At 44.8% G+C, this 22,159-nt stretch carries 21 protein-coding genes; 5 read left to right on the top strand and 16 right to left on the bottom strand.

Annotated elements, in window-relative coordinates; translation table 11 throughout:
• Positions 1-2: 2 nt before the first annotated feature.
• From Q0224_RS09945 to dnaA, 6 genes are all read right to left on the bottom strand, one after another.
• Complete coding sequence (locus Q0224_RS09945) at positions 3-1,238, bottom strand: HD domain-containing protein (protein WP_297951014.1); 1,236 nt, start codon at positions 1,236-1,238, stop codon at positions 3-5.
• Complete coding sequence (gene queF / locus Q0224_RS09940) at positions 1,235-1,615, bottom strand: preQ(1) synthase (protein ID WP_297951013.1); 381 nt, start codon at positions 1,613-1,615, stop codon at positions 1,235-1,237. The genes Q0224_RS09945 and queF overlap by 4 nt, the downstream gene beginning before the upstream one ends.
• Positions 1,615-3,045: an EAL domain-containing protein gene (locus Q0224_RS09935; protein WP_297951012.1), complete on the bottom strand. Its 1,431-nt coding sequence runs from the start codon at positions 3,043-3,045 to the stop codon at positions 1,615-1,617. The genes queF and Q0224_RS09935 overlap by 1 nt, the downstream gene beginning before the upstream one ends.
• Positions 3,045-5,357, bottom strand: coding sequence for a DNA topoisomerase (ATP-hydrolyzing) subunit B (gene gyrB, locus Q0224_RS09930; RefSeq protein WP_297951010.1), 2,313 nt, complete (start codon positions 5,355-5,357; stop codon positions 3,045-3,047). Before gyrB ends, Q0224_RS09935 begins: the two co-directional genes overlap by 1 nt.
• Positions 5,358-5,366: 9 nt before the next feature.
• A complete protein-coding gene (gene dnaN / locus Q0224_RS09925) occupies positions 5,367-6,446 on the bottom strand; it encodes a DNA polymerase III subunit beta (protein ID WP_297951009.1) in 1,080 nt (359 codons plus the stop codon).
• Positions 6,447-6,602: 156 nt separating this feature from the next.
• Complete coding sequence (gene dnaA / locus Q0224_RS09920) at positions 6,603-7,931, bottom strand: chromosomal replication initiator protein DnaA (RefSeq protein WP_297951008.1); 1,329 nt, start codon at positions 7,929-7,931, stop codon at positions 6,603-6,605.
• Between the two features lie 110 nt (positions 7,932-8,041).
• Here dnaA and ruvC point away from each other — a divergent pair, with 110 nt between their 5' ends.
• Genes ruvC through Q0224_RS09905 form a run of 3 tightly spaced genes read left to right on the top strand, consistent with a single transcriptional unit; the run spans position 8,042 to position 9,863 of the window.
• Entirely contained in the window at positions 8,042-8,521 is a 480-nt protein-coding gene (gene ruvC / locus Q0224_RS09915) for a crossover junction endodeoxyribonuclease RuvC (protein WP_297951007.1), read from the top strand.
• An 8-nt stretch (positions 8,522-8,529) separates the two neighbouring features.
• Positions 8,530-9,336 carry a nitrilase-related carbon-nitrogen hydrolase gene (locus tag Q0224_RS09910; protein ID WP_297951006.1) on the top strand — a complete coding sequence of 269 codons (807 nt, stop codon included), beginning with the start codon at positions 8,530-8,532 and terminating at the stop codon, positions 9,334-9,336.
• Positions 9,336-9,863: an isochorismatase family cysteine hydrolase gene (locus Q0224_RS09905; RefSeq protein ID WP_297951005.1), complete on the top strand. Its 528-nt coding sequence runs from the start codon at positions 9,336-9,338 to the stop codon at positions 9,861-9,863. The genes Q0224_RS09910 and Q0224_RS09905 overlap by 1 nt, the downstream gene beginning before the upstream one ends.
• Before the next feature lie 131 nt (positions 9,864-9,994).
• Here the strand turns inward: Q0224_RS09905 and nhaA are convergent, their stop codons facing one another.
• The 5 genes from nhaA to glmM form a co-directional block, all read right to left on the bottom strand.
• Complete coding sequence (gene nhaA, locus Q0224_RS09900) at positions 9,995-11,158, bottom strand: Na+/H+ antiporter NhaA (protein ID WP_297951004.1); 1,164 nt, start codon at positions 11,156-11,158, stop codon at positions 9,995-9,997.
• Positions 11,159-11,222: 64 nt separating this feature from the next.
• Complete coding sequence (locus Q0224_RS09895) at positions 11,223-11,663, bottom strand: CopD family protein (protein ID WP_177386933.1); 441 nt, start codon at positions 11,661-11,663, stop codon at positions 11,223-11,225.
• Between the two features lie 9 nt (positions 11,664-11,672).
• Positions 11,673-12,065 carry an SHOCT domain-containing protein gene (locus Q0224_RS09890; protein ID WP_297916965.1) on the bottom strand — a complete coding sequence of 131 codons (393 nt, stop codon included), beginning with the start codon at positions 12,063-12,065 and terminating at the stop codon, positions 11,673-11,675.
• Entirely contained in the window at positions 12,062-12,514 is a 453-nt protein-coding gene (gene lspA / locus Q0224_RS09885; protein WP_297951003.1) for a signal peptidase II, read from the bottom strand. Before lspA ends, Q0224_RS09890 begins: the two co-directional genes overlap by 4 nt.
• A 98-nt stretch (positions 12,515-12,612) precedes the next feature.
• On the bottom strand, positions 12,613-13,953 hold the full coding sequence (gene glmM / locus Q0224_RS09880) for a phosphoglucosamine mutase (RefSeq protein WP_297951002.1): 1,341 nt from the start codon (positions 13,951-13,953) through the stop codon (positions 12,613-12,615).
• Between the two features lie 152 nt (positions 13,954-14,105).
• Between glmM and rpsT the strand changes: the two genes are divergently transcribed.
• The gene (gene rpsT, locus Q0224_RS09875; RefSeq protein WP_291938896.1) at positions 14,106-14,378 is read left to right on the top strand and encodes a 30S ribosomal protein S20; all 273 of its coding nucleotides are present in this window, start codon (positions 14,106-14,108) and stop codon (positions 14,376-14,378) included.
• A gap of 24 nt (positions 14,379-14,402) precedes the next feature.
• The gene (gene prfA, locus Q0224_RS09870) at positions 14,403-15,470 is read left to right on the top strand and encodes a peptide chain release factor 1 (RefSeq protein ID WP_297882595.1); all 1,068 of its coding nucleotides are present in this window, start codon (positions 14,403-14,405) and stop codon (positions 15,468-15,470) included.
• A 12-nt stretch (positions 15,471-15,482) separates the two neighbouring features.
• Here the strand turns inward: prfA and Q0224_RS09865 are convergent, their stop codons facing one another.
• From Q0224_RS09865 to Q0224_RS09845, 5 genes are all read right to left on the bottom strand, one after another.
• Positions 15,483-15,971, bottom strand: a complete 489-nt coding sequence (locus tag Q0224_RS09865; RefSeq protein ID WP_297950999.1) for a chemotaxis protein — start codon at positions 15,969-15,971, stop codon at positions 15,483-15,485.
• A gap of 884 nt (positions 15,972-16,855) precedes the next feature.
• Entirely contained in the window at positions 16,856-18,439 is a 1,584-nt protein-coding gene (locus Q0224_RS09860) for an SbmA/BacA-like family transporter (protein ID WP_297950997.1), read from the bottom strand.
• Positions 18,440-18,447: 8 nt separating this feature from the next.
• The gene (locus Q0224_RS09855) at positions 18,448-18,744 is read right to left on the bottom strand and encodes a hypothetical protein (RefSeq protein ID WP_297950995.1); all 297 of its coding nucleotides are present in this window, start codon (positions 18,742-18,744) and stop codon (positions 18,448-18,450) included.
• A gap of 581 nt (positions 18,745-19,325) precedes the next feature.
• A complete protein-coding gene (locus Q0224_RS09850; protein WP_297950993.1) occupies positions 19,326-20,402 on the bottom strand; it encodes a TonB-dependent siderophore receptor in 1,077 nt (358 codons plus the stop codon).
• Positions 20,403-20,467: 65 nt separating this feature from the next.
• Positions 20,468-21,859 (bottom strand): TonB-dependent receptor plug domain-containing protein, encoded by a 1,392-nt coding sequence (locus tag Q0224_RS09845; RefSeq protein ID WP_297950991.1) that lies wholly within the window; start codon positions 21,857-21,859, stop codon positions 20,468-20,470.
• Between the last annotated feature and the right edge of the window lie 300 nt (positions 21,860-22,159).

Here is a 22,159-nt window from a genome sequence, read left to right as displayed (position 1 = left end):
TTTTATAAATCGATCCTATTGAGCCCGAAATGCTCTTTGAAATCCTCGCAAACACTATGAAAATCAACGCCTTCAATTTTCGGCTTTGATTTGAAAAATTCCAGCATCGAATTATATCCGCTAAGCAGCTCCTTACTCTTTACGCCGTAACTGATCGAAATCCCCGCCTCGAAAAACGCCGCTAGTTTGTCGCAATACTTAAGCGCCTTGCCGTCGATTGCGCGAAATTTGTCTTCATTAAACATCTTTAGGCTGCCTTCTGCAAATTTAGGCTCCTTGCCTAGCTCGAAGGTGCGGTTTTCAAACTCGTCTTTTATAAATTTACCGCCCCCTTTGCGGATGCCTAAAATATAGCTAAAATCATCTCGCATATGTTCCGGCACGAAAGGTAAAATTTTATCGTCTATTAGCCGCATCTCATATTCGCTGATGATGTCGCTAAGGCCCTTGACGCCGTATTTTACGGGGCTGATGATGTCGCGAGTGAGGCTTTCTGGTAGATCGTGAAATAGAGCGCAGAAAAAATTATATGCCGTACGCGAGCGGCACGCACCAACTTCAAGCGAGAAAAAGTAGCTTAAAATCGCGACTACCAGCATGTGTCCTAGCACCGATGTCTCAGGGATGCGCGGCGTCTGCGCCCAGCGTTTTTGGAAACGAAGTCTGCCACTAAGATCGACTATGCGAGCAATTTTTTTATTCATCACGATTTTTCGCACGCCGATTAGCTCATAATAATCCTCGAGCTCCTCCTCGACTTTGGCTTTTAGCTCCTCGATGTCGTTTAGAAACTGGCTCGTTTGATAGACGATATTAAATTCCCAGCGCGTAGAGAGGTAGCTCGCCGCCTTTAAGATCACGGCTTCTTTTTTATGATCTTTGGAATTTAGATATTTTTTAAATCGCTCGAAAAACGCGCCGTTTTGAATAGGCAAAAGATCGCTTTCCAGGACACTTAAAACCCATTCGTTGATCTTTTTTTTCTTGGTTTTTTGGATCTGATGAAAGACATCCGGACGGATGTCGGTTACTACGATACGCGCTAAAAACTCGAAAATCCCCGCTTCGATGACGTAGTTGATATCCACATCGCGCTCAAAGCTAGCGATAAAATAGGCGATTATAAATTTATGCGCCTGCTTGTCAAGCTCAACTAGACTTACCATCTTTGGGTAATCGTTCCAGCGGCTAATGCTTGCGGATTTAAAAATTTGTTCGACTAAATTTGAGCTTATCATCGATAAATTTGATCCGAGTTTATTTCGATTACCGTGTGGACGTTGCCGCGCGGATTAAAATCGCCCGTGATTTTCATAAATTTAGGCTTTAACTTGCTTTGAAGCGCGCCGTAAATTTCATTTATGCTATCTTCGTGGCTGATGTAGCGGTTCATAAAGGAATTTATGTAAAGTTTGATCGCTTTAAGTTCGACTACGAGCTTGTCCGGGATATATTCCAAATAGATCGTCGCAAAGTCCGGATAGCCCGAGCGCGGGCAGCGGCAGCAAAACTCGGGTAGGATGATTTTTATCAGATAATCACGCTCCTGTTTATTGGGCCAAACTTCCATATTTTCTATATCGAATTTTTCAATTTCCTCTTCGCCGTATCTCACTATGATCTCCTTAAATTCGATATATCATTCGGTTTTTCGACGCAAAATCCTTGAATATAATCGATGCCCATTTTATAAAGTTTCATTTGAAATTCCTGCTTATCTACAAAGCGCATTATGGTTTTGACGCCCGATTTTGCGCAGGCTTCGTTGATGCCTATAAAAATATTTTTAATCTTTTCATCGTCTAAATTTTTATTAAATTCTATATCATAAACAATAAAATCGACATTTAGAAATTTTAAATACTCAAAGCTCGCGTTTGAGCCGCCGAACTGCGACAGCGCGAAGCTAAATCCAAGTTCGCGGAATTTAATCAAAATTTCATCAAAGCGCTTGATCTCCGAATAAATAAGCTTTTCGTTAAACTCAAACACGATCTTTTTCGGATCAATCAGATTATTATCGATGAGCTTTAAAATTTCATTGCGAAACTCGTTATTTCGCAGGGTCTGAGGCATGACCTCGATAAAAATTTTAGCGTCAATATCTTTAAAATAGATGATCCTAGAAATCTGCCTCATCATCGAAATATCGTATTTGATGTCATAATGATTTAGAAGCAAAATATCTAAAATTCTACTTTTTGTAATCTTTTCGCCGCTTCTTAGATCGAGCTTCGGGATCAAATTTATATGCGATTTTACGCCGTTTTTATCTGCAACGCGCTGATATTTGAAGCTAAAATTTTCGCTGTCGATCGCTTCCATAACGTCGGCAGAAAACACATCAATTAGCACTTTCTCTACGTCAATAGCCTTCTCGCCGTGTTCTTCGTCGTCCAAGTGATTTATCTTATAAAATAGCGCATTTACAATATTATTTAGATTGCGATCATAGGAGCTTGGAAGCATCGTAAATTCGCTTTTTATCTCTACATTTTTGATCGTTTGACTTGAAATTTTATGCTCAAACATCCGCAAAATATGGCTTAAATTTGTAGCTTTTGATTCTACGCCGAATACAAAGTAGCCGTTTATAAAGCGCCCGATCGGAAGGTCCTTAAAACCCTGCTCCGCCATAAAATTTGAAAGTTCCTTACAATACTCGTATAAAATTTCATCGCCGTTTTTATAGCCGTATCGATCGTTTATGTCGATGATATTTTTAATTCGCAAAAGAACGATATTTATTTGACGATTTTTGGCTAGATCATTACTTAAAATTTTCTCGATCTCCTCGCGCACGAATACGTGAGTAACGGGATCGATCAGCGTCTTTTGAAAGCCAAAGTAAATTTGATAGATGACATAATAAACATAGCAGATCAAAAGTATCAAAAACAAAATTACGTCGTCAAATTTAAACTCGCCGTTTCGGAACAAAATAATTCCAAAAACAATCAAAACGCAGGTAAACGGTACCGAAATTTTAAGTGCCGTTATGAAGCGGTTTTCGCGCTCTTTGGTCTCACTAAATAGAACAGACATTATATATCCAAGTGTTTAACATCTTTTGCATGATCTTGAATGTAGTTTCGGCGTGGCTCGACCTCGTCGCCCATGAAAAGATTAAAGGTATCGCTAGCACTCTGTGCGTCTGCAATGCTGATTTTTAAAAGCCTTCTATTTTCAGGGCTCATAGTAGTTTCCCAAAGCTGCTCCGGATTCATCTCTCCAAGACCTTTATAGCGCTGAATATAAGCGCCTTTTTTCGAGCTTTTTTCGATTTCATCTAAAATTTCAATAAAATCCTTGCCAAAGCTTACATCCCGCTCTTTGATCTTTGAATAAACTCTGATCGCCTCTTCAAAGATATAATTGCCGAATAAATTCTCATCTATCACAAGCTGTTCCAAGCCGCTCGGAGTTTGGACATAAATTCTAATGCCTTCATCATTTACGTAGGAATTTAAGATGTTAAATCCTTCACTCTCTAGGCGCGGTTTTAAAATTTTAAATAGCTCCTCATAGCCAAGGCTTCGCGCTTCGTCGTTTTCTATCAAAAATCTGATCGCACTAAGCACGCTGAAACGCTTTTTAAGCTCATTTAGAAGCGAACGGTAGTTTGAGACGATTTTTAAGTAATCGATCAGATCCTCGTTGCCGATACCTTCAAACTCTCCCATATCAATGCCCGTTTCGATCAAAAACTCACTCAGCGCCTTTTCGTCTTTTAGATAAATTTCTTTTTTGCCCTTTTTATATCTAAAAAGCGGCGGCTGTGCTAGATAAACATAGCCGTTTTCTACGATAGGTCGCAAAAATCTAAAGAAAAAGGTTAAAAGCAGAGTCTGGATGTGGCTGCCATCGACATCCGCATCGGTCATAATGATAATTTTATGATAGCGGAGCTTTTCTTCGTTAAATTCCTCACCGATACCGCAACCAAAGGCCGTGATCATATTTTTAATCTCTTCGGATTGTAAAATTCTATCCAGGCGCGCCTTTTCTACGTTTAAAATTTTACCTCTAAGCGGCAGAATCGCTTGAAACACGCGGTCTCTTCCCTGCTTCGCCGAACCGCCCGCGCTATCGCCCTCGACTAGATAAATTTCGCTAATGCTTGCATCTTTACTCTGACAATCAGCTAACTTTCCGGGAAGGGTTCCGACGGAATTTATATTGTCTTTTTTGCGCGTTAGATCGCGTGCTTTTTTTGCCGCTTCGCGACCGCGCGCGGCTAAAAGAGCCTTATTCATAATGGCGCGCGCTTCAATCGGATTTTCTTCAAAATACTTGCTAAGCACCTCAAACGCCATCTTTTGCACGATCGGCTTAACGTAGCTGGAGCCCAGCTTACCTTTAGTTTGTCCCTCAAACTGCGGTTCGGGAACCTTTACACTAATTACCGCAATAAGCCCTTCGCGAACGTCATCGCCGGTGATCTTCGTGTCCTTTTCGCGCGCAGCCGCATTTGCCGCGACGTAATTTGTTATCGCGCGCGTAAGACCCGCTCTAAAACCAGCCTCGTGAGTACCGCCGTCCGGAGTTTTGATATTATTTACGAAGCTTAGTAAATTTTCGCTATATGTTTCGTTATACATCAGCGCAAAATCAACCATAACATCTTCCGCGCCGTCGCTAAACGATACGGCTTTGGATATGGCAGGCGCTTTATTCATATCGTTTACAAAGCTCTCCAAACCGCCTTCAAAGTGAAAATGCTCGTCCCTGCCCGTGCGATTATCTTTAAAATTTATCGTAATTTTTGGATTTAGATACGCTAGCTCGCGAAATCTTTTTGATAAAATTTCATCATCAAATTCTAAAATTTCAAAAATTTCGCCGTCGGGCCAAAACTCGATCGTAGTACCCGTGCGATTAGTAGTTTTTATCTTTTCAAGCTCGGTAGTAGGAATTCCTTTGGCAAATTCTTGTCTATAAATATTTCCGTCACGTTTGATCGTAGCAACGAGCTTTTTTGAGAGCGCATTTACAACGCTAACACCCACGCCGTGCAGACCGCCGGAGACTTTATAAGTGTCTTTGTCAAATTTACCGCCTGCGTGAAGCACCGTAAGAACCACCGTTGCGGCAGGAATTTTTTCGGTCGGATGTATATCGACGGGGATTCCACGACCGTTATCACTAACGATACAACTTCCCTCGTTTGTGATTTCGACGTCGATTGTGTCGCAGTAACCTGCCATCGCCTCGTCAATCGAATTATCAACTACCTCGTAGATCATATGGTGAAGTCCGCCAATATTGGTGTCTCCGATATACATTCCAGGGCGCTTTCTAACAGCCTCAAGACCTTTTAAAACTTTAATATTACTAGCGCCGTAATTTTGCTTCATAATTTTCCTTTAAATATTATTTATCGGCATGACGACCGTTTTTAAGCCATCCGCGCTAAGTACGAACGCCGTATCGGAGCTGTTAAAATCAAGCTCAAAAATTTCACTCTCAATATTACTTAAAAAATCAAGCAGAAAGCGGTTTTTCACGCCAAAAACTATCTCGCTGTTTATCTCGATCGCCGCTTCAATTTCGGTCTTTGCCTCGGAATTATCCTCGTTGATGCTCTCAAAAACCATTCCATCCTTTTTGATGGTAACCTTCATCTCCTCGCACATCGCGTTTATTGCTCGTACGCCACTTACCATCTTATCGCGCGGAATTGAAATTTTATACGCTGTATCGCTTGGGATCACGCGCTCGTAGTTTGGAAATTTGCCGTTAATAAGCTTTGTAAAAAACTCAAAATTCTCGCTCACCGCTAGCAACACGTTTTCGTCGTAGTAAATTTTAATTTTATCCGAAAATAGCTTTTGAATTTCGCCTATCGCCTTTTTAGGGATTAAAATTTTAGTATCGAGCTCGCCCGCTTTTGATTGAGTGATTAGCTTATAAACGCTAAGTCGCTTCGTATCGGTTCCGACTAAATTTATAAAACCCTCTTTTACGTCGATTAAAGCGCCGTTTAGCTCATATTTTGGGTTGTTGGTGTCGATCGACGGATAGATCTTTTTAAGGCTTCTGCCTAAAATTCCAGCATTTACGTCAAAGCTGTTTTTACCATCTATTGTAGGAAAGTTTGGAAAATCCCTCGTTTCAAACATCGGAAGCTTGTATTTGGATTTTTTTTGCTTTACAAATAGCGCTCCGTTGACAGTTTCTAAAGTAACGCTATCGTCGCTTAGGCCTTTTATAACGCTAAGAAGTTTGCCTCCGTTTGCCGTGGCTTCGCCTTCTGTTTCTATAGCGACGTTTTGAAGATTATAGCTTAGTCCGATTTCGTGATCGGTAGCTTTTATACTAAAAATTCCATCTTTAGCGCTCATTAAAAGATGTGAAGTTATTGAGCTTAGATCTTTTTTATCAAGATAGGAGCTAGTATTTGAAACTATCTCTTCTAGAAGTTTTTTAGTGATTAACACTTTCATATTTTTATCCTTTTAAATTTTTATCGTTGTAGTAGTTGGTAAGAGGTTTTTGTGAAAAACTTATCCTAAAGCTTGTCTTTAGGTAGTTTATCCAGTGAGTAAGTAGCTTTGTTTTATTCACTTTTATTCACCTTTTTTGCTTTATTTTCATAAAGTCTAAATTTCATTCTTATCCTTTTTGGTTATTTTGTTTTTTAGCTCTTCAATTTTTATCTTTAATATCTCGTCGGTTTGAATGAGCTCGTTGATTTTTTTGATATTTTTGCTGATGGCGCTGTGATCTTTTAGATTAAAAAATGCGGCGATTTTTGGCATTGAGTTTTGAGTTAACTGTTTGGTTAGATATATGCAAATTTGGCGCGCTTCGACGACGTTTTTAGCTCGTGTTTTGCTCTTTAGCTCGCTGGGTTTTACGTTCAGTTCTTTTGAAATCACCTCTATGACGTGTTCAAGGCTCACGCTTGAATATTTTTGGTGAATTTGATCTTGCAGTGTACTTTTGGTAAATTCCAGCGTGATCTTTGTACGAAGTATTGAGGAGTAGGCGTTTAGTTTGTTTATTGCGCCTTCGATTTCGCGGATATTGTCACCCATATTTGTAGCGATATATTCTACGACATCGTGTGGAATTCTAACGCGATTTTCCTCGCTCTTTTTATTGATAATGGCGATTTTAGTTTCTAGATTTGGCGGGGTAATGTTTGCTATTATGCCGCTTTCAAATCGCGTTGTGAGGCGACTTTCAAAGCCTTTTAGAAATTTTGGCGGCAGGTCATTAGTTAGCACGATTTGACAGTTTTTGTCTTTTAGCTCGTTGAATGTATAAAAAAGCTCCTCCTGAGCTTTATCGCGCCCGATTAAAAACTGAATATCGTCGATAAGTAAAACGTCACAGTTGCGGTATTTTTGTTTAAATTTATCGATCGAGTTGTTTTTGAGATTAAAGACGAAATCATTAGCAAACTGCTCGCTGGTAACGCAGATGACGGTCTTTCCTTTTTTAATGCAGTAATTTCCGATCGATTGAAGGAGGTGAGTTTTTCCTAGCCCGCTAGGTCCGTAGATAAAAAGCGGATTAAAACGGATTCCGGGCTCTTTTGCGACGGATACCGAACACTCGAAGGCAAATTTATTTGAATCGCCAATGATAAAATTTTCAAAATTATAATTTTCACTTAGAATCGTGTTCTTAGGCTTTTCGGAGATGATTTTTACCTTTTCTTTCGGCGAAATTTTAGCCTTTGAGGTGATTTTGACGATCACGTCGTTAAGCCCGAACTGTTTTTTGATAAGCTCTTTTATCTTAGTGCCGTATTTTGTCTGGGCATATTTGGCTATAAACTCGTTAGTTGCGTTATAAATGAAAAATTCCGGGGTCGAGTTTTTATCGTTAAATTTCAAATTTTTAATGTATCTAGAGTATTCGGTAGGTAAAATTTCCTTCTCTAAATTCGATAAAATTTCTTGTGCTTGCGACGTCGCCATTGAATTCCCTTATAAATTAAGCTGCTATTTTAGCTAAATTTCACTAAATTTGCGGTAAATTTCAGTTTATTCACCGGTGATTAAACTGTGAATAAGCGTGAAAGGTGGCTATGAAAATTTTAGGAATTGATCCGGGAACTAGAAATTTAGGCTATGCGGTTTTGGAAAAAGATGTGAATAAAATCACCCTCATAGAGGCGGGACTTGTGAAAATGAAGGCCGAAAACGTGCAATTTCAAATGACGCAGATGAGCGAGGCGATAGATCAAATTTTTAGCGCTCATAAGATCGATGAAGTCGCGATAGAATCGATGTTTTATGCCTATAATCCGCAGTCTGTTTTAAAGCTCGCTCAGTTTCGCGGCGCGCTGGCTCTTAAAATTTTACAAATTTTTGGAAATTTTGCCGAATATACGCCGCTTCAGGTAAAAAAATCTGTTACCGGAAAGGCAAAGGCGGCGAAGGAGCAAGTTGCGTTCATGGTGAAGCGAATTTTGGGGATTAATAAGGAGATTAAGCCGCTTGATATTACCGACGCCATAGCTATCGCGCTCACGCATGCAAATGTTATGCGCTTAACACCTAAATAGGAGGTTTTATGAAAATCGCTATTTTGCAAATGGACGTGAAAATGGCTCAAAATTCCGTAGATTGCGAGCAAAATTTTATCCGCGCGCGCGGGCTGATAGATCGCGCGTTAAAGCGCGGCGCGGACGTAGCGGTGCTGCCCGAGGTCTTTAACACGGGCTTTTGCGTGCAAAATTTCAAGCGCTTAGCCGACGCGGGATCTGCGCGAACGAAGGGATTTTTAAGCGAGATTTCGCAAAACTGCGGCGCTGTTTTAATAGGCGGATCGATAAACTCCGAGCGAGATAAAATTTATAATTCTGCTTTCGTCTATCAAAACGGAGCCGAAATTTTACGCTACGACAAGATCCACGCTTTCTCGCTTGCTCGCGAAAACGAGATCGTAAGCGGTGGCGATAAGCTAGGCCTTTGCGAGATAAAATTTCAAAATCGAACGGTTAAAATCGGCGTCGCGGTCTGTTATGATCTACGCTTTTGCGAAATTTTTCGCGCCTTAGCGCTTTGCGGCGCGCAGATTGTTTTTGTGATCGCGCAGTTCGCGCAAAGTCGCATAGAGCATTTTATCACGCTTGCTAAGGCCCGCGCGATCGAAAATCAAATTTTTATCTGCGCGGTAAACGGCTGCGGCGATGCGGGGCAGAGCGAGAGTTTCGGCGGAAATTCCATGCTGATCGGTCCCGGCGGCGAGATCGTCGCACGCTTAGGCAAAAAAGAGGCCGTGAAAGTCGTGGATATAAATTTAGATGAAATTTTAAAATTTCGCGCTAAAATGGATCTTTTAAAAGATATGAAACCTGAAATTTATAAGGAGTTTTGATGAAAACTTTGGTATTTGTGATCGATATGCTAAATGGCTTCGTAAAATTCGGCGCGATGGCCGATCCTAGCATAGCAAAGATCGCTCCTGCGGTGATTAGGCAGATTGAGGCGGCGAAAAATGTGCATTTCATCTGCGACGCTCACGCCGAGCGGGATTTGGAGATGAAGCGCTACCCGATCCACTGTCTAGTTGGCTCGCCCGAAGCGGAGGTGATCGAGGAGCTTGCGCCCTACGTAAGTGAGCAGAACGTCACTTTTAAGCGCAGTACGAACGGCTTTCATAATTTGGATAAGAAAATTCTGGGCGGCTTCGATCGCTTTGTGATTACGGGCTGTTGCACCGATATCTGCGTGATGCAGTTTGCGCTTAGCCTGCGCACCTATCTCAACGAAATTGGCGCCGATAAAGACGTCATCGTTCCGCGAGGTGCGGTGGCTACATACGATGCGCCGAATCATGAGCGCGGCTACTACGATGAATGCGCACTAAACTTAATGCAAAATGCGGGGATTTTGGTGATTTAAGCTGCGCTTGGATCAAATAGAATTTTAAGCAAAATTTTGTAGCGTATAAATTTTTAAAATTTAGAGCCGCTCTTAAAATTTTGAAATTTTTTGAGCGGTAGAATTTTAAAATTTTAATCTTTTTATGGAATTTAGCTTTGTTTTACCGCGACTGCTTTTGCGACGAAAAATCCCACTACTCCGGAAATTATCGAGCCTAAAAATACCGCGAGCTTGTCTGTGTAATGATACATATCGCTGCCGCCGTATGCGAGGCCATCGACGAAAAGCGCCATCGTAAAGCCGATACCACAGATAATTGCCACGGCGTAAAGCTGTGGCCAGCCCGCGTTTTCGGGCATGTAGGCGATTTTAGCTTTGATTAAGATCCAGCTGAAGGCAAAAATTCCGATCTGTTTACCAAAAAATAGTCCGAGCATAATGCCCATAGGTACCGGGCCGAAAAGGAAGCTAGGACTAATGCCCGCTAGCGAAACGCCTGCGTTTGTAAAGGCAAAGATCGGCAAGATGAAAAAATTTACTGGGTAGGCTAGTCCGTGCTCCATATCCTTTAGCATAGAGCCCGAGCGGGTCTTAAGCGGGATACAAAAACCCGCAAGTACTCCCGCGATGGTCGCGTGGATGCCGGAGTTTAGTACCATCACCCACAGCACCACGGCCACGATGATAAACGGAAGCTTTTTATCGACACCAAGTCTGCTCATCGCTAGCATTATTGCGACACAGGCAGCTGCGCCGCCTAGATAGATTGCGTTTATGGTAGAGGAATAAAACAAAGCGATGATTAAAATTGCACACAGATCGTCCATTATCGCAAGCGTTAGGACAAAAATTTTAAGGCTAGCCGGGATTTTTTTGCCCAAAAGTGCCATAACGCCTACAGCAAAGGCTATATCTGTCGCCGTTGGGATCGCCCAGCCCTTCATCGCGACGGCATCGCCCCAGTTGATGATCGAAAATATAATCGCGGGCATCATTACTCCGCCCAAAGCCGCGAAGCTAGGAAGTAAAATTTGAGAAAAATGGCGCAGCTGCCCTTCGATCTTTTCGCGCTTTAGCTCAAGTCCGATGGCAAAGAAAAATATCGCCATAAGCACGTCGTTTACCAAAAAATGCATTGATTCATCGAGCTTTGCAGGGCCGACGCCTATGGTAAAACTTAGATGTAAAAACGCTTCATAATATTTTGATAAAAAGTCCACATTTTGAGCTATGATCGCAAAAACCGCGGATAGAAGTAATATGACGCCGGCGCTACTTTCGCTTGATAAAATTTTCTTAATGATATGTTGCACATGCTTCCTTTAAAATTTTGCTCTAATTTTATGCAAATTTTAATTAAATTTTTATCAAAACGGGCTAGTTGCTCGGTAAATTCGGCATTATTAGCATCGCATAAAGTATTATAAACATTATGATCGTAGGGCCTTCATTGATCGCACGGAAGTATTTTCCGCTCCTGTGACACTCGTTTTTTTCAAATTTATACATATAATAATACAGCCACAAATGATAACAGATTAGCAAAACTCCGGCTAGTAATTTTATATGAAAATATCCCATTTTCATAAGCCCAGGATTTAAAATGATAAGCATCACGCCGCTAAAAACCGTCACTGCCATCGCTATCCAGCCGATCGCGTGATATAGCATCCGCTCCATTTTTTTAACGACCTTTACGAAGTCAGGCTTGTCTAAATTTTCAGCATGATAGACATATAGACGCGGCATATAAAATAGCATCGCCATCCATGAAATAAAGCCCGCAAAATGGACAAATTTAAACCAATAGTAACTCATTTTTTCTCCTTAATCTCTCATTAAAATTTCTTTTCGAGCCTCGAATTCCTCTTTGGAAATCGCGCCTTTTTGATACAGCTCAAAGAGCGCATCGACTTTTTTTAGACGCCCCTCGTAGTCGTCTTCCTCCGTCTCGCTTGCAAAAGCATTTAAATCTTCAACCCAAATTCCTACGAAAAATATATCCAGCAAAATCCAAATTCCCCAAATCGCCCAAAACAAAAAGCCCACTAAAAACCATAGCGTAAAACTTCCCAGCCAAAATAGCGCGATTTGAGCAAATCCGCTGATAAATTTGCCGCAATAAATTCTATGCAGTCCGCCACCGATTGGCATAGCTGCGATCCATGAAAACGCACCTAAAAACCAAAGCGCGTAAGCGATGTAGTTATTTCTCTTCATTTTTCTCCTTTTTTTGCGGTGCGTAAGCCCTGAAAAATAAAAATCACCACGGCTAGATCGATCATCACGTCGGCGAAATTAAACACCGCAAACTCAAACCACTTATGCCATGCGACGTAATCGACCACGCCGCCGCGAATGAAGCGATCGAGCAGGTTTGAACAACCTCCCGCGAGCATCAGCGCAAACGGCGCCCAGTGCTCGCAAAAAAGCTTTTTATGACAAAATACATACGCCGCAAGCGCCGAGATCAGCGCGATCTGGATAAATTTTAAATTCTCGCCCAAAAAGGCAAACATCGAAAACGCAACGCCGCGATTAAGCGTAAGCTCTAGCGAAAAAAACTCGCCTTGCCACGAAAAGCCGTTTAAAAACAGAAGTTTGATCGCTTGATCGATTGCAAAGATCGCCGCGAAAAGCAGGATAAATTTAATACAGGTCTTAGCCATCTCGCAGCCTAAATTTAAATATGTAAAGCCTGCATTTTTTATCCGCGCCTTTTGTACCGAGCCATGAGCTTGTCGCGCCGTAAAATTTCACCGCAACGCTACTCATTTAGGGCTTTGGCAAAAAATTTCTCGACCTCGTCCATTCGCTTTTGCAGCAGCTTTTCGTTTTTGCCCTCGATTAAGAGGCGGATAACGTTTTCGGTGCCGGAGTAGCGAAAGAGCGAGCGGATCTTGTCCGCTTTAAGGCTTGCTTCAAGCTCCTTTAGCCCTTTTAATTTTTCAAGCGGTTTTTTATCCGAAATTTTTAAATTCTTTAAAATTTGTGGATAGGGCTTAATCATCCCCGAAAATTCGCTTGCCTTCTTTTTCATATCCAGCATGCAGGCGGCGAATTGTAGCGCGCTTGCGATGCCGTCGCCCGTTTTGGCGTAATCGCCAAAGATCACGTGCCCGCTCTGCTCGCCGCCGAAATTTGCGCCTAGTTCGTGCATCGTCTCAAGTACAAATTTATCGCCTACATTGCAGCGATGAAGCGCGATGTCGTGTTTAGCTAAAAAATCCTCCAGCGCAGAATTACTCATCACTGTGGCTACCATTTTATTGCCTGCTAAGCGATTTTTTCCTTTCAAATAGACTGCTAAAATTCCAAGTAGCGCGTCGCCGTGGATGATCTCGCCGTTTTCGTCCACGACTACGAGCCTATCGGCATCCCCGTCGAAGGCAAAGCCGACATCGGCGCGTAATCTTTTGACCTCCGAGGCTAAATTTTGCGGGCTTAGTGCGCCGCAAGCATCATTAATATTTTTGCCGTTAGGTTCGTCGCCGATGACGATCGTTTCGGCTCCCAGCTCGTTAAATACGGTAGGTGCGACCTTGTAGCTTGCTCCGTTTGCGCAATCAAGTACCACGCGAAGCCCGTGCAGTGTCTTTTGCTTCGGAAAGGAATTTTTAATATGCACGATGTATCTGCCGATGACGTCGTCCACGCGCTTTGCGGCGCCGATTTGCATCATTTTGGTGCGCGCCTCGGCGATTAGATCGTCACTGAAATAAATTTTTTCGATCTGTGCTTCCTCTTTTTCGTCGAGTTTAAAGCCCTCGCTGTTGAAAAATTTAATGCCGTTGTCATAGTATGGATTGTGGCTCGCGCTTATCATGATGCCTGCATCGCAGCGCATATCCTCCGTAAGAAAGGCAATCGCAGGAGTAGGCATCGGTCCGATCTGGCGGACGTTGTAGCCCACCGAGGTAAGGCCTGCTACGATCGCTGTTTCTATCATATAGCCGCTTCTGCGGGTATCTTTGCCGACTAAAATCATATTCGTAACGGAATTTTTCCTAAAATAAATTCCCGCTGCCATCGCTACGCGCATTGCAAGCTCGGCGGTTAGAAATTCCCCTGCTTTGCCCCGTACGCCGTCCGTCCCGAAAAGTTTCATTATCAAATCCTTGTATAAAAATCAGGAAATTCTACCAGAAAAAGTTTAATCTTAATAAATTTAAACTATATTTAAATTTTACTTAAATTAAGCGTCGATTAAATATTTTTTACGTATAATCGCAGGTTCAAATTTAACCGAAAAGGAACGTTATGGCAAATCACAAATCCGCCGAAAAACGCGCGAGACAAACCATAAAAAGAACGGAGCGAAATAGATTTTATCGCACCAGAGTAAAAAATATTACAAAAGCCGTAAGAGAGGCGGTCGAGAGCAAGGATCTAGACGCAGCGACTCAGGCTCTAAAAACGGCTAATGAAAGCTTCCACAGCTTCGTAAGCAGGGGCTTTTTGAAAAAACAGACCGCGAGCAGAAAAGTAAGCCGCCTAGCCAAACTCGTAAATTCTTTAAAAACCGCCGCGTAAGCGCCCCTTACGCATAAAATTTAAATGCTAGCCGATAAACTAAAGCCTTTTTTGGATCGCTACGACGAGCTTTCGCGCATGCTTAGCGATCCCGCAGTTACCGCAGATATCGCCAATATGACTGCATTATCTAAGGAGCAGCGCAATATCGAGCCGATCAAAGAGGCGGCTAGCGAGTATCTTAAAATTTTAAATCAGATCGAAGAAAATAAAGCCCTGCTAAGCGATGCCGATCTAGGCGAGCTAGCGAAAGAGGAGCTTAAAAGCTTAGAGATGCAAAAGCCGCAGCTCGAAGAAAAAATCAAAATTTTACTGCTTCCGAAAGACCCCAACGATGATAAGAATATCTTTCTTGAGATCCGCGCCGGTACAGGCGGCGACGAAGCGGCGCTGTTTGCGGGCGATCTGCTCGGCGCGTATCTGCGCTACGCCGATCTTCGCGGCTATAAATGCGAGATCGTAAGCACTAGCGAAGGCAGCGTCGGCGGCTACAAAGAAGCGATCTTGCTCGTAAAGGGCGCGGGAGCGTATTCGCGGCTGAAATTTGAAGGCGGCACTCACCGCGTGCAGCGCGTCCCCGAAACGGAGAGCCAGGGCAGGGTGCATACCTCTGCAATCACCGTCGCCGTCATGCCGGAGATCGAGGATAGTGAGATACAGATCAACCCGAACGACCTTCGTATCGACGTTATGCGCAGCTCCGGCCACGGCGGGCAGTCCGTAAATACCACAGATAGCGCCGTTCGCATCACTCATATCCCGACCGGTTTAGTCGTCACCAACCAAGACGGCAAGGACCAGCACAAAAACAAAGAGGCGGCGATGAAGGTGCTAAAGGCGCGCCTTTACGATATGCAGGAGCAGGAGCGCTTAGAAAAAGAGCGCAAAGATCGCAAGGATCAGGTGGGCACCGGCGACCGCTCGGGGCGTATCCGCACCTACAACTATCCGCAAAACCGCATCAGCGACCACCGCATAAATTTAACACTTTACCGCCTAGACGCGATCATGGCGGGCGGTTTGTTCGACGAGATCATCGATCCGCTCATCGCGCACTCTCAAGCCGAAGCGATCGCAAACGCGGGCTATTAAGCCTTTTAAAATTTAGACCTTACATCCACCCGCTTTGCCGAATTTTGCCTCGATCAAAAGCACCAAGATGAAGAAAATTTTTTCGTCGTTAAACTTCGCAAGCTCGCGCAGGCCTTGATCTGCGCTTACAAGCTTGATGCCGTTTGATTTCAAAATCTCAGCGAGCTCGTCCGGCTCAAAGCCCATTTTACTAGCGATTTCTCTGATATTATAGCGCTCGATCGCGCCGATTATGCGATCCATATTGCAAAAACCGGGATTTTTGCGGCTCAAAACCACGTCCAAAAACTCGCCCCAGAGCTTTACGAGCTTCTTTCGCCTTGTGATTATATGCAAGATCGCGACGCAAAGCAGACCCAATCCCGCGATCTTATGCAGGCTCATCCACGTCTCGTCATATTCGCCGCGCGCAAAGTAGGCGCCCGAAAAGCCCAAAATGCAAAGCGCGCAAGCCAGCAGCACGATGAGCGCAAATTTATAAACAATCCCCGCCTTAAGCATCAAATCTCCTTGTCTCGTTTCTAAAATTTAGCGACTTCACGCGGAGTGCCTGCAAGCGCTAAGCTGCTGCACCGGTACGTCTTGTCGGTCGCCGCTATCGTATCGCCTCGGCGTTATTGCGCCGCCCGCACTGCTGCTTCACTTATACGCTCCGCGGATCGCCATCATCGTATCGCGCGTTTGCGCTACTTGCACTGCGCTTTCCCTACATACGCATCTTGTCGATCGCAGTTGCCATATTGCGGCATTTTATGCTGTCGCCGCCGCAATCACGCCGCGCCGCTTTGTACTGCCGATCCGTCGTCGCGGCAGCGTTGTTTGCTTCGATCGTAGCGCCGTTACGATGATGATATACCCGAGCGAAGGTTATGTCATACGGCGCCGAGTAGGTACGTATCGCCGCTCCGCTTCTAGACTACGGCGTGCCGTCTGCGCCGCCGATGTGTTGCGCGCCATCCGACGCGCTACCGATTTATCGCTACGCCTGCACATCGCACCGCTGACGTAGCCTTCTCATTTGGCGCGCTGCTACGTTACAGATCGCCACGCGACTTAAAATTTTATCGAGACGCCCATTATTGAGCAGACTATCTCGCGTTTAAATTTTACCGACTTAATTTCGCACAAAATCGCGATCGCGCACTGCCGACCGACTTCCGAACTACTCGTTGCGCCGTAAATACTTACCTATGGCGGTGCTATGCCACCGACTGCGTGCAAGCGCCTAGCCGCGCGGGTGCCGATGCCCATGTATGCGAACACTTAGCGCCTAGGCTAAATTTTATCGCCGCTTAATATAAACGAGTAATTTTAATAAATCTGGATTTAAAAATATATGAATTTAAAGGCAAAATCCCTGCAGCGTGAAATTTAAACGATAAAATTTAAAGCTCTATCGTCCGCTCAAATATGTCCTCAAGCCCCGTTTGATGCACGATCGCTAGCATGCCAAGCCTCGGCAGATCCACGCGCAGACCAAGTAGCAGCTCGCGCGCCGAGGCGAAATCAAGCGCAGACGTGATCTCGTCGGCAAAAACAAAGCTCGGCTTGTGGTAATGAATACGTGCGAAACTGAGCCGCTGCGCCTCCCCGCCGCTTAAAATTTTAACGTAATCGGCGCGCGAGTTTAGCATACGAGCAAATTTCTCAAGTCCTACGCGGTGTAAAATTTCTAAAAATTCCCCATAGTCTGCGCGCGGCGGCTGCGGATAGGAAATGAGCTCTTTTAGGCTAAGCGGCGCTAGATAGGGCTTTTGCGGGATAAACATCACGCCCGTGCGCGGTAGGCTGATCTCGCCGCGACCGTATCTCCAAAGACCCGCCGCGTAGCGCAGAGTCGTACTTTTGCCCGCGCCGCTCTTGCCTCGCAGCATTATAAACTGCGCGGGCGCAAGCTCTAAACGTAGATCCTCGATCAGCGGCTCGCCCGCAGGCGTAAAGACCGACAAGCCCTCGTAACGAGCGGAATTTTCGTCGCTTTGTGTGACGCAAGCACGCAGATTTGCACTCTCGCCGTCCATGCGCGAAATGAACTCATAGATCCTCTGCACGCTCGCCGCCCACTCCATAATCTGCTTATAATAGTCCATAAACCACGCAAATCCGTCCTGCACGCTGTAAAACGCCGAGCGCGCCTGCATCATGTCGCCAAAGCTCATCGCGCGCGACAAATACAGCGGCAAGCAGGCAAAGATCGGGATTAAATTCGTGATTTTTAGGTAGCTTGCCGAAAAGCATTCGAGGCGAAATTCCGTATTCATGATGCTGCGCCAGTTTTTAGCGATCTCGCCGAAGCTCGCGCGGAAGCGGCCGCGCTCGGCATTCTCTCCGCGCATAAACGCCACGGCTTCTGCGTTTTCGCGCACGAGCAGCAGATCCGAGCGGTAATCGGCTTCAGCACGCTGCTTAGCAAAATTTAACCCCCTAAGCCTGCGCCCGATGAGATGCGTAATCAGCGAACAAAGCAGCGTATAGAGGAGCGCGACGTAGAGCAAAAAGCCCTCGATCTCAAAGTGCATGCCGAAAATTTCAAATTTCAGCACCTTCGAGACCTGCCACAAGATCGCGACGAAGGCGATGAGCTTGGCGAGATTGTAGACGAGCGATTTTACGAGATCGACGCTTTTTTGCACGAGCAGCAAGCTGTCCTCGGCGATACGCTGATCGGGGTTGTCTAGCTTTGCGATCGTTTTTGAAATTTCACGATCTGCGCGAGTTTTAGATGAAATTTTATTCTCGCTTGCGCCGCTTTGCTCTGCTGCATTTTGCTTCGCCGTACTCGGTAAAATTTCAAACCCCTTTGCATCTTTATGTAAAGCCGCGCTGTCCGCCTCGGCTGCGGAACACTCTGCGCGCTCGTTTAAATTTACGTCGCCAGGTTTTTCTAAATTTGATCCGCCCCTGGCGCTAAAATTCCTCCCAAGGCTCGTGCGGTAGAAGTTGGCGTTATGTAGCCATTTGCGCTCCATCATCGCGCTTAGCCGCTGTGCCAGACGATTACGAGCAGTTTGCGAAGCCAGCTGCCACAGACGATGAAAAGCACAATGAGCGCCGTGTAGAGCAAAAACTCGCCCACGAGCGCGGGAATGAGCTCGCCTTTAAGCTCGCTTAGCGCGTCGTAAAAGCGCTTATCCCACGCGTTCATCAGCACGCTGATTTTGATGATAGCGAGACTAAAACCAAGCGCGAGCAGCAGCAGCGCCCACAGCTTCGCCGCGCCCTTGCCGAACCAGTGCAGACGTAGAATTTCAAAAAATTGCTTTAGCGTTTTCAAATTTTCTCTTTAAATTTTAAAATTTAGCGCCGATTACAGCGAAATCGCGGGATTAAATTTGATCCCGCAGACTCGCGAGCGGATTTTATGCTCGCAAGTCTGCGCGTTTAATTCGCTCGGAATTTCGCGAAATTAAATTTATCGCCCCTGCCCGCGATCGCCCGGATCGCCCGCACTAATCAATCGCTAATCAACCAAATCGCAAATTAAATTTTAATCCCGCGGCTTCGTTTAAATTTTACCCGTCTCGCCACGCGCGGATTGCGATAAATTTAGCTCACGCTCCTTTGCGTGCTCGCTCCACTCGCAGCTTTGCAAGTACAAAATCCGCGCGAACGAATGCAAAATTTAATCGCGCTCTTGTTATTCGCGCAAAGACCGTCTGCAGACTTCGGCGCACCGGATTGCTCAAGCTTAATGAGCGCCGATCAACTCATACCTTCATGCAAGCCCCGCTGCGCTCGCATTGACACTAACCCGCGCGATCTGAGAGCATAAAGATTTGCGAATACGACTTACTCGCAAATTTTATGCATCCCGCCCAAAGCAAGGCGCGGGCAGACTTTGAGCAAAACGGCGCCTTAATATTTATAATTAAACGTCAGCATAAAATTCCGCGGCTCGCCGTAGTAGTTGTTTTGTCCCGCTACTCTGTTATTTTGATTGATAAAGTAGCGCTTGTCGGTTATGTTTTTTACCGATAAATTTAAACTAAAATGCTCATTGTATTCATACGCAGCGTTGGCGTCCCATATCGTGTAGCCGCCCTGTACGGGGATGTCGTTAGCGGGGTAATAAGCGCCCGTCGAGATACTGCGCCTGGTATATTGGTTGTCGGTCTTGCTCTGATAGCGAAATCCGGCGCCCAAAGTGATCTTTTGCTGCGCTACGAGCGGAATTTCGTAGCTGCTGTAGAGCTTAAACATACGCTTAGGGATCCAAGGCTTGGCATTGGCACCCTTGCGGTAATCGACGTTGCTTAGCGCCGCAAAACGCCTCTCGTCCTTCATATACTCGCTTTTATTGTAGGTGTAGCCTCCGAATACTTTCCACTCGTCGGTAATTGCACCGTTTGCTTCTATGTCAAAGCCTCTGGATCTGACTTTGCCGCTAGCTACCGATCTGCTTAGACCCGTAGCGTCGTAATAATCGTAGTCGGTAACGGCTCTATTTTCCTGCTCGATCTGAAAGAAAGCTACGGTCGTATTTAGCGCGCTGTCGAAAAATTCCGACTTCAAGCCCACTTCGGCGTTATAGCCTACGATCGGCTCTAGAATTTTTTCGTTTCTATCCCTAGCGGTTTGAGGTTTATAAATTTCGGCATAGCTCGCATATAGCGAATGATCTCTCGAAAAATCCCACGTAAGCCCCACGTAAGGCGTGATCTTGTGTTTTTTAACGATATCGTCTTCGCTGTGGCGACCCGTGCGATAGTTATCCGTAGCGCTTTCTCGCTTTAGCCTTGAATATCTGCCGCCTACGAGCAGATGCCAATCATCGTTAAAATTATATCTCGTGCCCATCGCAACCATCTGCTGATAAATTTTAGTCGTGTAGTAAAGATTGTAGCAGCGGGTTCCAAGCGCGCATAGCGCGGTCGTATCATTCCAATTAGGCTCGTTGTTTATAAGCCCCTTATTAAAGCTCTCATATGTCAATCCCGCTGCGCCGCCGTAAACGTCTCTATCGTGCTGCGCGAATCTCTCCTTCGACGCGGTGGCGTTTATAAAAAAACATGGCTCTGTCCGAACAGCTCATAGTTTATATCGCTACCTACTTGAAAGCTTAGCTCTTTACTGCCGTTGTCGTATCTGTCATAGCCTATGTATCTGCTCGCAGGATCCCTACCCACTCCGTGCCAGCTGCCGAATTTCAACAAGCTCTCGCTGTGAGTATAGTTTAGTTTGGCGTAAGCCTTGATATTATCGCTAAATTTATGATTTAGTTCCAAAAACGTATTATATTTTTCATAAACCGACCTACTCCAATCCGATATAAAGGTCGTTCTTTTGCTTAAATTTAACGCGTTGCCGTCGTTATCCATTACGGGGATACCGAAAGGATCGTAAACGCTTCTCGTTTTTTGATAGATCACGCCAGCTAAAATTTCGCTAAAATCTCCTAGATCAGCTCCCACCATCGCCGATGCCGCGCCACGCTCGGTGCCTTGTAGATCTCTATAAGAGCCCTCCTTGCCGCTTACGCCGATGAGCCGTCCTCGGAGCGAGCCGCTTTCGTTTAAGCCGCCCGTCACGTCCACGCTGCCGCGATAATAATCATAACTGCCCGCACTTAGCGATAAATTTGCTCCAAACTCCTTTTGAGGACGCTTTCTTACTAAATTTATAGTTCCGCCGGGCTCGCCGTTGCTCTGCGTAAGACCCGCGACGCCGCGTAAAACTTCGACGCGGTCGTAAAACGCCAAATCCGTGTGCTCCTTAGACTGCCCGTAAAGCCCCTGCGCCGCAAGCGCAGTAGTGGATTGCATGCCGTCTTCTTGGATATTATCGATGTTAAATCCCCTTGAAATCGGCAAATTCATACCGAATCTGCTAGTAGCGGTAATACCCGGTACGTAATTTAGCGCGTCGTCGACCTTGGTAAGGCTCAAATCCTTTATGAGCTGATCGGGTACGACGGAAACAGTTTGAGGCGTCTGGCGGATGCTTAGATCAAGGCCCGTAGCGGTATTCATATTATCGGTCGTATACATACCGGTGCCTTCGGTTGTCAATAGATCGGCCTTGCCCGTGACGTTTATGGTGCCGAGATTATCGCCGTCTGAGCCCTGCAGCGTAGAATTTGCCGCGCTACCGCTTTGCGGCGCGGAATTTTGTGCAATGTCTTTAGTGGCGGGGCTTACGACGGCGTTGCCCTGCGGCGCGGAATTTACAGTGGTAGGGCGACTTCCAGGCTTTTGCGCAGAGCTTTGCGTCGCCGCACTATTAGAGGCTAAATTTGAAGCAGGCGGCGCGGAGCTCCGCGATGCGGCGGCTGCACGCGAGCTTTGCGATGACGAAATTTTAGAGGCAGAGCTTGCGGTAGCGGATTGACCTTGAGAAGCGCCGCTATTTTTGCGCCGCAGTAAGCCAAAACGGCGAGCAAAGTAGTGCAAAAGAAAGTAAAATTCTACCCTTTTTCATAAAAATACTTTTTAGATTTTATAATCTATATCAATTTACTGGCGGGATTATCTTACAATTCCTCTTAAATAATAATAAAATTTTTAATAAACTAAATCATAAAATTTTATATGTAATTACTAATTTAAGGGAATTTAATAAGATATATTGACGAATTTTTAAGCAAAATTTATATAAATTTTAAAAAGTATATGAATTTGAAAAACAAAGGATTTAAAAATTTAAAATTCTAAAATTCCGCCGCTTTAAAATAACGTAAGCGACGGAATTTA

Origin of the sequence: uncultured Campylobacter sp., from assembly GCF_938002845.1 — a bacterium.
In the GTDB taxonomy this organism is placed as follows: domain Bacteria; phylum Campylobacterota; class Campylobacteria; order Campylobacterales; family Campylobacteraceae; genus Campylobacter_B.
This window is presented reverse-complemented; position numbering and strand designations above follow the sequence as displayed.

Excerpts from the sequence above, each read along its gene's own strand:
- gyrB (WP_297951010.1), bottom strand. The coding sequence starts at position 5,357 with ATGAAGCAAAATTACGGCGCTAGTAATATTAAAGTTTTAAAAGGTCTT.
- Q0224_RS09895 (WP_177386933.1), bottom strand. The coding sequence starts at position 11,663 with ATGAGTTACTATTGGTTTAAATTTGTCCATTTTGCGGGCTTTATTTCA.
- Q0224_RS09910 (WP_297951006.1), top strand. The coding sequence starts at position 8,530 with ATGAAAATCGCTATTTTGCAAATGGACGTGAAAATGGCTCAAAATTCC.
- lspA (WP_297951003.1), bottom strand. The coding sequence starts at position 12,514 with ATGGCTAAGACCTGTATTAAATTTATCCTGCTTTTCGCGGCGATCTTT.
- Q0224_RS09890 (WP_297916965.1), bottom strand. The coding sequence starts at position 12,065 with ATGAAGAGAAATAACTACATCGCTTACGCGCTTTGGTTTTTAGGTGCG.
- Q0224_RS09945 (WP_297951014.1), bottom strand. The coding sequence starts at position 1,238 with ATGATAAGCTCAAATTTAGTCGAACAAATTTTTAAATCCGCAAGCATT.
- Q0224_RS09905 (WP_297951005.1), top strand. The coding sequence starts at position 9,336 with ATGAAAACTTTGGTATTTGTGATCGATATGCTAAATGGCTTCGTAAAA.
- Q0224_RS09865 (WP_297950999.1), bottom strand. The coding sequence starts at position 15,971 with ATGCTTAAGGCGGGGATTGTTTATAAATTTGCGCTCATCGTGCTGCTG.
- Q0224_RS09935 (WP_297951012.1), bottom strand. The coding sequence starts at position 3,045 with ATGTCTGTTCTATTTAGTGAGACCAAAGAGCGCGAAAACCGCTTCATA.
- ruvC (WP_297951007.1), top strand. The coding sequence starts at position 8,042 with ATGAAAATTTTAGGAATTGATCCGGGAACTAGAAATTTAGGCTATGCG.
- glmM (WP_297951002.1), bottom strand. The coding sequence starts at position 13,953 with ATGAAACTTTTCGGGACGGACGGCGTACGGGGCAAAGCAGGGGAATTT.
- dnaN (WP_297951009.1), bottom strand. The coding sequence starts at position 6,446 with ATGAAAGTGTTAATCACTAAAAAACTTCTAGAAGAGATAGTTTCAAAT.
- prfA (WP_297882595.1), top strand. The coding sequence starts at position 14,403 with ATGCTAGCCGATAAACTAAAGCCTTTTTTGGATCGCTACGACGAGCTT.
- rpsT (WP_291938896.1), top strand. The coding sequence starts at position 14,106 with ATGGCAAATCACAAATCCGCCGAAAAACGCGCGAGACAAACCATAAAA.
- Q0224_RS09860 (WP_297950997.1), bottom strand. The coding sequence starts at position 18,439 with ATGGAGCGCAAATGGCTACATAACGCCAACTTCTACCGCACGAGCCTT.
- dnaA (WP_297951008.1), bottom strand. The coding sequence starts at position 7,931 with ATGGCGACGTCGCAAGCACAAGAAATTTTATCGAATTTAGAGAAGGAA.